Annotated in this window: 11 protein-coding genes and 1 pseudogene; 5 read left to right on the top strand and 7 right to left on the bottom strand. The window is 71.9% G+C overall.

Going from position 1 to position 13,272, the window contains the following annotated elements:
* Positions 1 to 59 precede the first annotated feature (59 nt).
* The gene (locus ACFYZJ_RS00990; RefSeq protein ID WP_388561461.1) at positions 60 to 668 is read right to left on the bottom strand and encodes a PadR family transcriptional regulator; all 609 of its coding nucleotides are present in this window, start codon (positions 666 to 668) and stop codon (positions 60 to 62) included.
* Positions 669 to 826: 158 nt separating this feature from the next.
* Between ACFYZJ_RS00990 and ACFYZJ_RS00985 the strand changes: the two genes are divergently transcribed.
* On the top strand, positions 827 to 1,219 hold the full coding sequence (locus ACFYZJ_RS00985) for a nuclear transport factor 2 family protein (protein ID WP_388561459.1): 393 nt from the start codon (positions 827 to 829) through the stop codon (positions 1,217 to 1,219).
* Between the two features lie 156 nt (positions 1,220 to 1,375).
* Here the strand turns inward: ACFYZJ_RS00985 and ACFYZJ_RS00980 are convergent, their stop codons facing one another.
* A complete protein-coding gene (locus ACFYZJ_RS00980; RefSeq protein ID WP_388561457.1) occupies positions 1,376 to 2,065 on the bottom strand; it encodes an FG-GAP repeat domain-containing protein in 690 nt (229 codons plus the stop codon).
* Positions 2,066 to 2,223: 158 nt separating this feature from the next.
* Here ACFYZJ_RS00980 and ACFYZJ_RS00975 point away from each other — a divergent pair, with 158 nt between their 5' ends.
* Both ACFYZJ_RS00975 and ACFYZJ_RS00970 read left to right on the top strand, forming a co-directional pair.
* Positions 2,224 to 2,499, top strand: a complete 276-nt coding sequence (locus tag ACFYZJ_RS00975; RefSeq protein WP_388561455.1) for a hypothetical protein — start codon at positions 2,224 to 2,226, stop codon at positions 2,497 to 2,499.
* Between the two features lie 147 nt (positions 2,500 to 2,646).
* Positions 2,647 to 3,783 (top strand): winged helix DNA-binding domain-containing protein, encoded by a 1,137-nt coding sequence (locus ACFYZJ_RS00970; RefSeq protein WP_388561453.1) that lies wholly within the window; start codon positions 2,647 to 2,649, stop codon positions 3,781 to 3,783.
* 4 nt (positions 3,784 to 3,787) lie between these two features.
* Here ACFYZJ_RS00970 and ACFYZJ_RS00965 read toward each other — a convergent pair whose 3' ends face one another.
* From ACFYZJ_RS00965 to ACFYZJ_RS00950, 4 genes and pseudogenes are all read right to left on the bottom strand, one after another.
* Positions 3,788 to 4,435 carry a LysE family translocator gene (locus tag ACFYZJ_RS00965; protein WP_388561451.1) on the bottom strand — a complete coding sequence of 216 codons (648 nt, stop codon included), beginning with the start codon at positions 4,433 to 4,435 and terminating at the stop codon, positions 3,788 to 3,790.
* A gap of 74 nt (positions 4,436 to 4,509) precedes the next feature.
* Positions 4,510 to 4,749: pseudogene (locus ACFYZJ_RS00960) on the bottom strand (trypsin-like serine protease); the annotation flags it as partial.
* Positions 4,750 to 5,084: 335 nt separating this feature from the next.
* Entirely contained in the window at positions 5,085 to 7,943 is a 2,859-nt protein-coding gene (locus tag ACFYZJ_RS00955; RefSeq protein ID WP_388561449.1) for an ATP-binding protein, read from the bottom strand.
* A gap of 178 nt (positions 7,944 to 8,121) precedes the next feature.
* The gene (locus ACFYZJ_RS00950) at positions 8,122 to 8,958 is read right to left on the bottom strand and encodes a response regulator transcription factor (RefSeq protein ID WP_388561448.1); all 837 of its coding nucleotides are present in this window, start codon (positions 8,956 to 8,958) and stop codon (positions 8,122 to 8,124) included.
* Between the two features lie 100 nt (positions 8,959 to 9,058).
* Between ACFYZJ_RS00950 and ACFYZJ_RS00945 the strand changes: the two genes are divergently transcribed.
* Together ACFYZJ_RS00945 and ACFYZJ_RS00940 are read left to right on the top strand one after the other, a co-directional pair.
* Positions 9,059 to 10,738, top strand: a complete 1,680-nt coding sequence (locus ACFYZJ_RS00945) for an AMP-binding protein (protein WP_388561447.1) — start codon at positions 9,059 to 9,061, stop codon at positions 10,736 to 10,738.
* Entirely contained in the window at positions 10,735 to 12,357 is a 1,623-nt protein-coding gene (locus ACFYZJ_RS00940) for an AMP-binding protein (RefSeq protein ID WP_388561445.1), read from the top strand. The genes ACFYZJ_RS00945 and ACFYZJ_RS00940 overlap by 4 nt, the downstream gene beginning before the upstream one ends.
* Positions 12,358 to 12,370: 13 nt before the next feature.
* Here the strand turns inward: ACFYZJ_RS00940 and ACFYZJ_RS00935 are convergent, their stop codons facing one another.
* Positions 12,371 to 13,069 carry a hypothetical protein gene (locus ACFYZJ_RS00935; protein WP_388562194.1) on the bottom strand — a complete coding sequence of 233 codons (699 nt, stop codon included), beginning with the start codon at positions 13,067 to 13,069 and terminating at the stop codon, positions 12,371 to 12,373.
* Between the last annotated feature and the right edge of the window lie 203 nt (positions 13,070 to 13,272).

Here is a 13,272-nt window from a genome sequence, read left to right as displayed (position 1 = left end):
CGATTCCGGCGAGCCCGGCCGGCGAGGGGCAGGTGGCATCGACCCATTCGATGGGTTGATCAGTCGCGCTCACGGCAGTGGTCGGCCGACGAGCCGGCCGTTGACGCGAGAGCGGCCGTGCGCTGGTCGAGCCTGCGGAGCGCCATGTCCCCCCACTGGAGGTTCTCCCGTTCGAAGGACATTCCGCGCAGCAGGGTGAGGTACGGGCCGATGCGCTCGGCCTCGGCGAAGTACGCCTCCTCCGACCGGCCGGCGAGGAGGCGCTGCCGGAGCCTCTCGTAGCGGGCGAGCTTGGCGGTGGCCCACTCCATGCGCTCGGTGATGGCCCTTCGCACCGCCTCGATGTCGCCGGCGTCCACGCACTGCACCTTGACCAGCAACTCGTCCCGGATCACCGCCGGCCTGCCCGGGGGTTCGGCCGTGTAGGCGCGGACGGCCTCCCGCCCTGCCTCCGTCAGGGAGAACAGTCGCTTGTTGGGGCGGCGCTCCTGCTCGACGACACGAGCCGTGACCAGTCCCTCGGCCTCCATGCGCTCCAGCTCCCGGTAGAGCTGCTGGGGCGTCGACATCCAGAAGTTGGCGACCGTCGCGTCGAACGCCTTCGCGAGGTCGTAACCGGATGCCTCACCCTCCAAAAGCGCGGCCATCACCGCGTTCCGCAAAGCCATGGGAAACAAACTAGCACCGGTGTGATTAGTCAACGAGGTGCATGAGGTGACTGACAGTCGCTCCCGATCCTGCCAAGCCCACCCGTGGACAAGGTATGCCCTGCCGGTCTAACGTCCACTCCATCTATTCAAATTATTGAGTATGTGAGGCGAGGTTCATGCACCCCTTCCGCAAGGCCGTCGAGAGCGGTGACATGGACGCCGTGGCCGCCCTGCTGGCCGACGACGTCGTCTTCACCAGCCCGGTCGCCTTCAAGCCGTACCCGGGCAAGGCGATCACCGCCGCGATCCTGCGCGGCGTGTCCCGAGTCTTCGAGGACTTCACCTACGTTCGTGAGATCGCCAACCCCGACGGCCGCGACCACGCCTTCGTCTTCACCGCCACCGTCGCCGGCAAGAAGCTCCAGGGCTGCGACTTCCTGCACTTCGACGAGAACGGCAGGATCGACGAGTTCACGGTGATGGTGCGCCCGCTCTCGGCCGCCCAGGCGCTGGCCGAGGCCATGGGCGCCCAGTTCGAGCGGATCGCCCGGGAGGCCGCCGAGCAGTGACGGCGCGACCGGCTTCGAGCCGACGTGACCTACCGACGACGTGGGGCGGTCGCGCTGTGGTGGGCAGTCCAAGGAGAAGCAACCCACGGACCTGGAGGTGCACATGGATCCCGGCGATCTCAGCAGGTCGAGTGACCGGCGACGTTGAACGTCAACTCAGAAGACGTCGCGGTACTGGTTGAAGCCGGTGCCGATCCTGACCGGGGATGTGAAGGGGGCGGCCGCCTTGCCCGTCCCCTTGTACAGCGACAGGTTGCCCTTGGAGTCGCGGGCGAGCAGGTCGCTGTGGCCGTCGCCGTCGACGTCACCCGTGGCCACCAGCTTGTTGAACTGGTTCCAGCCGGGGCCCACCTTCAGGCGGGGCATGAACGGCTTCCGCAGATCGCCCGTGCCCCTGTACAGCCAGAGGACGCCCTGCTTGTCGCGGGCGACGATGTCCGGCTTGCCATCGCCGGTCAGGTCACCCTGGCCGGTGATCTGGGTGAACTGGTTCCATCCGGGGCCGACCTTGACGCGCGGTGCCAGCGAACCGTCCGCCTTGGTCTGGAAGCGCCAGAGGACGCCCTGCCTGTCACGGGCCAGCAGGTCTGGGTGCTTGGCGCCGCCCAGGGTGCCGGGGGAGAAGGCGGCGTTGTACTGACCCCATCCGGTGGCCACCTCCTTGAGCCTCCCGTGGCGCCAGAGATTCAGTGTGCCGTCGTCCATGACGTGGTATTCACCGTCCTGATAGCCGGTCAGATCGGGATCGATCGACACCCCGTACCTGAAGTGCGGCCAGACGTAGGCGCCCGACCGGTCATCGAAGCCGCCTTTTCCGTCGGGCAGGTAGGCGGAACCGACGGCCACGGGGCGGTGTGCGGGCCTGGCGGCGACGACGTGTACGGGGCGCCGAAAGCCCTTCCTGTCGCGCGTAGATCACAACACGGACACAGCGTCACTCCGGGATCACTCAAAGTGCGTGTTCGGGTGCATGATTCGGCCACCCCCGGCCTTCAAGGAGACCCATGCGCCGCAACACCATCTCCCTGCTCGCCGCAGCCGTGCTCATGCTGACCGGATGCTCCCCCTTCGGCTCGCGCAGCGGCACACCCTCGGCCCCGAGCCCTCCCGCGCCAGCGGGAGCGGCCGCCGACGCGGAGCAGATCGCCAGGTGCACCAAGGCGATCGTCGCCGCCAAGAACGACACCGCGGACAACGGCCTGCCCGAGTGCGCGAAGCTGTCGCCGGACGACTACCTCAAGGCGATCGAGAACGCCAAGAAACAAGGAGGCGATCGGTGATGGGTCGGCGCCCGCCGCCGCCCGGGAGCGGGACGACGAGCGGTCCCTCCGGGATTCCGGCGGGGCACTGCTCCGCCCGGCCCCGGCCCTCCGCGGCCCCAGGCTTGCGGACAGTGGGTGTCCGCAAGCCCCGCTAGCGTCCTCCGCATGACGAAGACGAGCCCCGCGGCACGGAAGGCCGGCCGGACCACAGCCACCGCTCCCGTCCTCCACCACCGCGCCCTCAACCGCGCAACCCTCGCCCGACAGCTGCTGCTCCGCCGCTCGCCGCTGTCCGCCAAGGCGACCGTCGCGCACCTGGTGGGCCTCCAGGCGCAGAACGTCAAACCGCCGTACTACGCGCTCGCGGCACGACTGGAGGGCTTCGCGCCCGAGCATCTCTCGCGGCTCATGGCCGACCGCGAGGTCGTCCGTATCGTCACCCTGCGCTCCACCATCCACACCCACACCGCCGACGACTGCCTCATCCTGCGGCCGTTCGTCCAGCCCGCCCGTGACCGGGAACTCACCGCCTTCCGCAAGGGTCTCGCCGGCGTCGACCTCGACCGGCTCGCCGCCCTCGCCCGCGACCTCGTGGAGGGCGAACCGCGCACCATGACCCAGCTGCGCGAGGCGCTGCTCGCCGAGTGGCCGGGCGCCGACCCGCAGGCCCTCGCCCTGGCCGCCCGCTGCCGGCTCCCCCTCGTCCAGGTCACCCCGCGCGGCCTGTGGGGCTCGAGCGGCCAGGTCGCGCTCACCACCGCCGAGCACTGGCTGGGACGCCCCGCCGAGCCCGCCCCCGTGCCCGACGCCGTCATCCTGCGCTACCTCGCCGCCTTCGGCCCGGCCTCGGTGAAGGACATGCAGACCTGGGCGGGCCTGACACGGCTGAAAGACGCCTTCGAGCGGCTGCGTCCGCAGCTCGTCACCTTCCGGGACGAGCACGGCGTCGAACTCTTCGACCTGCGCGACGCGCCGCGCCCCGACCCGGACACCCCCGCCCCGCCGCGCTTCCTGCCCGAGTACGACAACCTGCTCCTCTCCCACGCCGACCGCGCCCGCGTGGTGCCCCCCGGCCTCAGGGGCCGCAACGCGGTGGGCAACCAGGCCTACCGCACCCTGCTCGTCGACGGCTTCCTGGCGGGTGTGTGGAAGCCCGCGGAGGACTCACTCGTCATCGAGACCTTCCGCGAGCTGACCAAGGCCCAGCGGGACGCGGTGGTCGAGGAGGGGGAGCGGGTGCTGGCCGTGCTGCACGAGGGCATGACGTGCGACGTGCGGTTCGGGACCGTCCTACGACCCTGACGCCTCAGTCCGCCCGCCCGGTCACCGCCACCGTCAGCCCGAGACCGATCATCGTGAAGCCGCCCGCGCCGCCGATCAGGGACAAGCGTCGGTCCGAGCGGGCGAGCCAACTGCGGGCCGCGGAGGCCGTCAGCCCCCACAGGGTGTCCGTGACCAGGCCGATCGCGATCGGGACCAGGCCCAGCAGGAGCATCTGCAACGGCACGTGCCCGGTGGAGTGGTTGACGAACTGGGGGAGTACCGCGGCGAAGAACACCACCCCCTTGGGGTTGGTCGCGCCCACCAGGACGCCGTCCAGAACCGTACGGAGATCGCCGCGCGCCGGGCCCGCCGGCACGGGCCTGATCGCCGACGCCTTCAGCTCCTTGCGGTGCCGGAACGCCTGCACGCCCAGGAAGACCAGGTACGCCGCCCCGGCCAGCTTCACCGCCATGTAGAGCGCGACCGACCGTTCGACCAGCGAACCGATGCCGAACGCGACCGCCACCACCAGCAGATACGAGCCGAAGACATTGCCGAGCGCGGTCGCCACGGCGGTGCGGCGGCCGTGGGCGAGCGCCCGGCCGATCACGAACAGCACGCTGGGGCCCGGGATCACGATCACCAGCAGGGACATCGCGGCGAAGGCCAGGAAACGGTCTGTGGACACCATGTGCGACCCTCCCATCCGTCGTCCTTTCGAAGAGGCGTCCCTTCGAAGAGGCGCCCGTTCGAAGAGGCGTCCATTCAAACAGGCGGGTGCGGGCCGAAGCCATGGAAGTGACATGGAAAGGGGGCGTTGCGGGCCGCTCGTGGAGGCCCGCAGCGCCCCCTGGTATCTCCCCGGGGTGTTACCCCAGGAGCCTTCTGGGGCCTGTCGGCGCAGCCGTTGCCCCAGGAAGTGATCCCTGCCAGGACGCCCCCGGTGAGCGGGGGACCGCCGCTGTCGCCCTGGCAGGTGTCCACGCCGCCGGAGAGGTGTCCGGCGCCACGTCGCCACCGTCGGTGGCGTCCGTGCAACTCGGGTTGATGCAGATCGTGTCGGCTTCACCGACCGTGCCCGGGGTGGCGGCAGCGGTCGCCACGGTGACAGCGGCGGCCTTTCTGACGCGTTTCGGCCCGGACATGGGTCTCCTCGTGGGTTGCCGGTGGGGGTTCGCGCGGGTGGGGACCGACCCCGGTGTGCCCGGCGAGCGGCACGCTTTTACGCTAGAAGCCGGAGGGGTTCCCTCCCAATGAGGGAAGCCCCTAGGCGCGTTGGGCAGGGAAAACCCTCGGTCTGCGCGCGTGAACCGGGCAACGGACGTGCCGTGTGCGCCGGTTCAGCCCGCGCGGTGCCCGGCCGCCAGACGCACGATGTCCACCCGTGACCGGATGCCCAGCTTGCGGTAGACCCGGGTCAGTGTGGCCTCCACCGTCTTGACGCTGATGAACAGCCGGGCCGCGATCTCCCGGTTCGTCGCACCCTCCATGACCAGCGCGGCGACCTGCCGTTCCGTCGCGGCCAGGTTGTCGAGAGCGGCCGCCGCGGCCGGCGCCGGGCCCGCAGGGCCCGTGACCGCCGCCGTCTCCACCTGACGCAGCCACGGCATCGCCCGGCAGCGGCGGAAGAGACGGGTCGCCTCGTCGTACGACGCCGGGCCCGGCCGCCCGGCGCGCAGGCCCGCCAGCGCGTAGGCCGCCCGGGCCTCCTCCAGGCCGTAGCCGAGCTTCGCGAGCCGGTCCCGGGCCGCCGTCAGCTGACGTTCGGCCGCGTCCACCTCGCCGCGTGCCGCGCGGGCCAGGGCCTCCGCCCGGTCCAGCACCGCGAGCACGCTCTCCCGCCGGAGCCTGAGCGCATGGGCGCGGGCGGTGTCGATGACGTCCTGCGCCTCCGCCGGCTCCCCGACGCGTACCAGCGCCTCTGCGAGGTCGCCGTGCCAGCGGCCCCGGGCCGGATCCGTGACCCCGAGGCCCTCCTCCAGCTCCCTCACCCGGCGCAGGGACCGGACGCACCCCGCCGCATCCCCGGCCACCAGCTGAGCGTGCCCCAGCGCGGCCAGCGCCCGCGACAGGTAGATGACGTCGCCGTCCTCCTCGGCCCGGGTCACGGCCTCCTGCGCCAGCGTCAGCGCCCGCTCGGCCTCACCGCCCGCCGCCTCCGCGAGGGAGGTGAGCATGGCGCTCGCGGCCTCCCCGATCCCGGTGTCCCGCGCCAGTCTGAGGCTCTCCCGCGCGAGGTCGAGGGCCCGCCCGCAGTGCCCGGCCCGCAGTTCGGTCTCGGCGAGGCCGCGCAGAAAGTGCACCTCGGCCTCGACCATGCCGCGCCGCCGGACCTCGCGCAGCAGCGCGCTGACCGTCTTGCGTGCCTCGGCGAGCTGGTCGCTCATGATCAGCCAGCGGAACCGTACGGCCCCGACGCCGTTGTGGTCGCACGCCACCCGCGCGTCCTGCGGTTCCCTCATCGCCCGCTTGATGGTGCGCGGTGCGTCCGGATGCCCCATCAGGGTCTCGGCCTGTGCCTGGAAGGCCAGGGCCAGCAGCTCGTTGCGCCGGTCGCCGGCCCGCGCCGCCAGTTCCGCGGCGAGGGCGCCCTCCTGCCGGGCCCGGGCGAAGTCGCCCTCCACCAGCAGGGCCCGCCAGGCGAGCTGGTAGTGCACCAGGGTGAGCAGCCGGGGGTCGTCGCCCGCGTCCGCCAGCGCTTGCGGGAAGGCCGCGTCGACCTCGGTCATCGCGTGCCCGGCGGCGTCGATCACCACCATCCACGCCCGCACCCGGTCCGCCGGCTGCGTCGCGTGGGCCAGCACCTCACGGGCGATGTCCCGGGCGAGGTCGGTCTCCCCGGCGGTCAGCGCGTCCTCGGCCGCCTGCAGCCGCCGCTCGTCGGGACCCGGTACCGCGTCCGCAGGGGTGTGCCGGGCGGCGAGCAGCCCGAGCCCTGCCGCCACCGAGGGCGCGCCCCGGTCCCGGGCGGCGGACGCGGCCTCGCCGAGGCGGGCGGCCACCCGTGGATCGGTGCCGGTGGTCGCCAGCGCCAGGTGACGGGCCCGCTCGATCGGGTCGGAGGCCGCCGTGGACAGGGCGGCGTGCACATCGCGCCGCTCCTGGGGGCTCGCCTGCGCGTACAGGGCGGCCGATATCAGCGGGTGCGCGAACCGTACGACTGGTGCGTCCCGTTCCGTCACCAGCAGCCCGAGCTCGGCGGCCTGCGCGGTCTCCGCCTCCGCGTTGTCCCGGCCGGCCGCGCGCAGCAGGGCCAACGTCGGCCGGGCCCCCGCGCTCGCCACCAGCAGGGTGCGGCGCGCCTGGTCGGACAGCGCCTCCAGCCGGTTGAGCACCAGCGTCCTGAGCGAGGTCGGCACGGGCAGCGGCTCGCCGGGCCTCGGCGGTGTCGGGCTCTCGGCGAGGGCGCGGCCGAGCTCCAACGCGAACAGCGGGTTTCCACCGCTGGTGCGGTGGATGTCCCGCACCGTGGAGCGGGGCAGTCCGGTGTAGCCACGGTGGTCGAGGAGCGTGGCGGTCTGGGCGCGCGAGAGCGGGCCCACCTGGAGGGCGAGGGTGTCCGGCGGGGAGGCACTGAGATGGCGGTCGTACTCCTGGCCCCGCTCGGCGTGGGTGCGCACGGCGCACAGCATCTGCACCGGCGTGCCGCCGAGGCGGCGCGCGGCGAAGCCGAGGAGCTCGGTGCTGGCCGGATCCAGCCACTGCAGGTCGTCGGCGACGATCAGCACGGGACCGCGGGCGGCGAGCACACGGAGGGTCGAGAGCACGGCGAGCCGCAGCGCGAGTCCGTCCCGTTGCAGCGTGGACTCGCCGCGGCCGGTGAGCGCGGACTCCAGCGCGGTGCGCTGGGGGGCGGGGAGCTGGTCGGCGACCTCGTCCATGACGAGCCCGAGCAGGTCGGCGAGGGCCAGGAAGGGAAGGTGGGATTCGGACTCGGTCGCCGAGCAGCGCAACACGGTGCGCACCGCTTCGCCGTATTCCGTGGCCAGCGTGCGCAGCACCGTCGACTTTCCTATTCCGGCGGGGCCGTGCAGCAGCACACTTCCCCCGTCGGCGAGCTGCCGGCGCGCTGCCGTGCACAGCTCCTCCCGGCCGATGACCAGGTCATGGTGGGGTCTCGCAGGCTCCTTGAAGTCCCGTCGCACGGTGCCGCTCCCCTCCGGGTGTCGTGTCGTGGGCAATATTAGGCGTCCCGTCATTGAAAATTCGGACGGCGGCACGATGAGGGAAACAACGACACGATGACGTAACGGAATTCATCGAAGCCCCGAATGAATGGGGGACCGACAATCCCAGGGGTGCAAAAAGTTCGGCTGAGTGCAAAAAGGGCGGGTCGGTGGTGATCCACAGGAAAGCGCCGCCGCCGCGCCGCAGCGGCTACGGCAGCACCCCGGCCCGCCGCGCCGCCACCACCGCCTCCCATCTGCTGTGCGCGCCCAGCTTCCGCATCGCCGAGCGCAGATACCCCTTCACGGTCTCCGGGCGCAGCCCCAGCCGCTCGGCGGCCGCCGCGTTCGTCGACCCGACCGCCACACACGCCAGGACGTCCACCTCCCGAGGGGACAGCCCTATGTTCCCCGTCGCGGGCCCCGGAGACGCCGCCCCGGCCAGCCGCCCGCACACTTCGAGGAGTTCCGCCCGCAGCGCCTGGTCCTCCACCCGCTGGGCGAGCGCCCGCAGCGCGCCGTGCGCCTCGCGCACCTGCTCCCAGGCCGGCCCGGCCGGGCCCGAGGGCTCCCGCACCGCCGTCAGCAGGGTGCGCGCCTCGTCCCGGGCGACCAGCGCCTGCTCCACGTCCCGCGCCGCCGCCACCGCCGCGCTCAGCGTGCGGTCGCCCAGCGGCTGCGCCGACCGCAGGGCGCCGTACAGAACCCCGCGCACCCGGCGCCGTACGACGACCGGCACCGCGAGGACGGACCTCAGGCCCTCCGCCGCCACCGCCGCGTCGTACTCGTGGCTGATCTGCCGGGACGCCGAGTAGTCGGTCACCGCGCAGGGCCGGGCCAGCGCGGCAACCTTGCCGCCGAGGCCGCTGCCGGAGACGACGGCGAGCGAGCTGAGCGCCGTCGTCGCGGTGCCACTCAGTTCGCTGATGCGTATCTGTGGCCGCCCGGACTCCACCAGGCCGCCGAAGGCGACCGGCAGCCCCGTGGCGCGCCGCAGCCGCACCAGCGCGCTCCGCACCTGAACCGTCTCGGCTGCGTCAGCTGCCACGTGCTCGCCCCTCCGTCGCGGCGCCCCCCGTTCGGGGGTGGTGAGACCTGCGTCACCGATTACACGATGTGAGGTGGCTGTCCGGCAATGAGGAGGACACATGACGGCGAACACCGACGCGACGGAAGCGTTCCGGACCGCGCGGAATTTCCTGCTGGCGCACCGCGAGGACTACGCGACGGCGTACGAGGGCTTCCGCTGGCCACGCCCGGCACACTTCAACTGGGCGCTCGACTGGTTCGACGTCATCGCGGACGGCAACGACCGCACCGCGCTGCACATAGTCGAGGAGGACGGCTCCGAGGAGCGCCGCAGCTTCGCCGAGATGTCCGAGCGCTCGAACCGGGTCGCCGGCTGGCTCCGGGAACGGGGCGTGCGCGCCGAGGACCGCATCCTGGTCATGCTCGGCAACCAGACCGAGCTGTGGGAGACCGCGCTGGCGGCGATGAAGCTGCGTGCGGTGGTCATCCCGGCCACCCCGCTGCTGGGCCCCGCGGACCTGCGCGACCGTGTCGACCGGGGGCGGGTCCGGCATGTGATCGTGCGCGCGCAGGACACGGGGAAGTTCGCCGAGGTGGCCGGTGACTACACCCGGATCGCGGTCGGCGGCGCGCCGGAGGGCTGGCGGGCGTACGAGGACGCGTACGCGGCCGGCGTGGGCTTCGAGCCGGACGGGCCCACCCACGCCGACGACCCGCTGATGCTGTACTTCACCTCCGGCACCACCGCCCGGCCCAAGCTGGTCGAGCACACGCACGTCTCGTACCCGATCGGCCATCTGGCGACGATGTACTGGATCGGCCTCAGGCCCGGGGACGTGCACCTGAACATCTCCTCGCCGGGCTGGGCCAAGCACGCCTGGTCGAACCTGTTCGCCCCGTGGAACGCGGAGGCGACGGTGTTCATCCACAACTACACGCGCTTCGACGCGCCCCGGCTGATGGCGGAGATGGACCGCGCGGGCGTGACGACGTTCTGCGCGCCGCCGACCGTGTGGCGCATGCTGATCCAGGCCGACCTGACCCTGCTGCGCACCCCGCCGCGCGAGGCGGTCGCCGCCGGTGAGCCGCTGAACCCCGAGGTGATCGAACAGGTGCGCAGGGCCTGGGGGGTGACCATCCGGGACGGCTTCGGGCAGACCGAGACGGCCGTGCAGGTCTCCAACAGCCCCGGCCAGCCGCTGAAGACGGGCTCCATGGGGCGGCCGAGCCCCGGCTTCCGCGTGGAGCTGCTGGATCCGGTGACCGGCGCGCCGGGCGCGGACGAGGGTGAGATCGCGCTCGACCTGTCCGTACGGCCGGTCGGCCTGATGACCGGCTACCACGGCGACCCGGACCGTACGGCCGAGGCCATGGCGGGCGGCTACTACCGCACCGGCGACATCGGCTCCCGGGACGCGGACGGCTACATCACCTACGTCGGGCGGGCCGACGACGTCTTCAAGGCCTCCGACTACAAGATCTCCCCCTTCGAGCTGGAGAGCGCGCTCCTGGAGCACGAGGCGGTGGCCGAGGCGGCCGTGGTGCCCGCACCGGACGAATTGCGCCTCGCCGTGCCGAAGGCGTACGTCGTGCTCGCGGAGGGCTGGCAGCCCGGCCCGGACACCGCGAAGGTCCTCTTCGAGCACTCCCGTGAGGTGCTCGCCCCCTACAAGCGCATCCGCCGCCTGGAGTTCGGGGACCTGCCCAAGACCGTCTCCGGCAAGATCCGCCGGATCGAGCTGCGCGAGGCCACGGCCGCGGGCTCGCAGAACGAGTACCGCGAGGAGGACTTCCGGTGACGCGACCGACGGAGCTGTCGTACACGCACGGGACGAGCACGACGCCGCTGCTCGGCGACACCATCGGCGCCAACCTCGACCGCGCGATCGCCGCGGACCCCGACCGCGAGGCCCTGGTCGACGTGCCGACCGGACGGCGCTGGACCTACGCCGAGTTCGGCGCGGCGGTCGACGAGGTGGCGCTCGGGCTGCTCGCCAAGGGTGTGCGCAAGGGCGACCGGGTCGGCATCTGGGCGGTCAACTGCCCCGAGTGGGTGCTGGTGCAGTACGCCACCGCCCGCATCGGCGCGATCATGGTGAACATCAACCCCGCCTACCGCGCCCACGAGCTGCAGTACGTGCTGAAGCAGGCCGGGATCTCGCTGCTGGTCGCCTCCCTCGCCCACAAGACGAGCGACTACCGGGCGCTTGTCGGCCAAGTGCGCGGCAGCTGCCCGGAGTTGCGCGAGACCGTCTACATCGGCGACCCCACCTGGGACGCGCTCACGGCGGGCGGGGCGTCGGTCCCGCGCGAACGACTGGCGTCCATCGCGGGCGAGTTGAGCTGCGACGAGCCGGTCAACATCCAGTACACCTCCGGCACCACCGGCTTTCCGAAGGGCGCCACGCTCTCCCACCACAACATCCTCAACAACGGCTACTGGGTGGGCCGTACGATCGGCTACACGGAGCAGGACCGGGTGTGCCTGCCGGTGCCGTTCTACCACTGCTTCGGCATGGTCATGGGGAATCTGGGCGCCACCTCCCACGGCGCCTGCATCGTCATCCCCGCGCCGTCCTTCGACCCGAGGGCCACTCTGGGGGCCGTCCAGCAGGAGCGCTGCACCTCCCTGTACGGCGTACCGACGATGTTCATCGCCGAGCTGAACCTCCCCGACTTCGCGGAGTACGACCTGTCGTCCCTCAGGACCGGCATCATGGCGGGCTCGCCGTGTCCGGTCGAGGTGATGAAGCGGGTGGTCGGCGAGATGCACATGGAGCAGGTGTCCATCTGCTACGGCATGACGGAGACCTCCCCGGTGTCGCTGCAGACCCGGATGGAGGACGACCTGGAGCACCGCACGGGCACGGTGGGCCGGGTCCTGCCGCACATCGAGGTCAAGATCGTCGATCCGGCGACCGGGGTGACCCTGCCGCGCGGTGCGGCGGGCGAGCTGTGCACCCGCGGCTACAGCGTGATGCTCGGCTACTGGGACGAGCCCGACAAGACCGCAGAGGCCGTCGACCCCGGCCGCTGGATGCACACCGGCGACCTCGCGATGATGCGCGAGGACGGTTATGTCGAGATCGTCGGCCGCATCAAGGACATGATCATCCGCGGGGGCGAGAACATCTACCCGCGTGAGATCGAGGAGTTCCTGTACGCACATCCGAAGATCGCCGATGTGCAGGTGGTCGGGGTCCCGCACGAACGGTACGGCGAGGAGGTCCTGGCCTGTGTGATCCCGCGTGACCCGGCCGCCCCGCCGACCCTCGAGGAGGTGCGGGCCTTCTGCGAGGGGCAGCTCGCCCACTACAAGATCCCGAGCCGGCTGCAGATCCTGGACGCCTTCCCGATGACGGTCTCGGGGAAGGTCCGCAAGATCGAGCTGCGGGAGAGGTTCGCGGAACCGGTTTAGGACGAGGGGCGGTTCAGGCCAGACCGGCGGCCAGGTCGTCGGCCTGGCTGTTCACCGGCTGCGGCGCGCCGGTGAGGTCGAGGACGAAGAGCGGGACGCCGAGGCGGTCGGCGGCGGCCCGGGCGTCGTCGGTGTATCCCGCGAGTGAGAAGCAGACGCAGCGTGCGGACTCCGACAGGGCGGTGAGCCACAGGCACTCCACGTCCCGCAGCGACGCCGGGTGCACGGTCGGCTCCACCAGCGCCCGCATCCCCTCCGCCGTGAGCAGGACGCCGCTGGGCGGACGCCCCCCGGCGCGCCGCACGTCGTGGTGGCCGAGCCGGCGCAGCCAGAGCGCGGCCGCGGTGACGGCGTCGGCGGCCGTACGGATGGTGACGGGCTGGAAAACGGGACTCCGCGCATGCGGACCGCCCGCGCCGTCCCCTGCGGAACCGGGGCGTGGCGCCCCGCTCACCGGGACACGGAGGATCGTCCCGCACGGGCAGTCCAGCTCCGGGCAGGGCCACTGGCCCTCACGGCCGCAGCTCCCGCAGCGGACCGTGACCCAACCGTCGTCCCAGGTGCGGTGGGTGACCACAAAGGGCCCCGCGAGGTGGTCCAGCGGCGGTGCGACGGGTGCGCCGCACACACACGGATACGACGGCGCGGCGTAGACGTGCTCGCGTCGGCAGACGGGACAGGACACCGGCACGCTCTCGGGCATGGCTCCCATGGTGCTTGCGTCGACGCCCATTTGTCCCCGGCTTCTGCGATAGCGCACACCTGAAGGGCCGTCTCTTGACGGCTCTCCACACCATGCCTACATTGCTTCCAGATAGCAGAAACAAGATTCCGCCATCCGGAATAATGGCAAGCGCTGGAAAGCAAACCGGAAGGCGTATCGGTGCTCACCGCGGGGCGCGACGGGAGCGCGAG

This window comes from Streptomyces sp. NPDC001848 (assembly GCF_042891915.1).
Lineage (GTDB): Bacteria > Actinomycetota > Actinomycetes > Streptomycetales > Streptomycetaceae > Streptomyces.
Note: the sequence above shows the minus strand (reverse complement) of the source record. Positions and strands in the feature narration are given on the sequence as shown.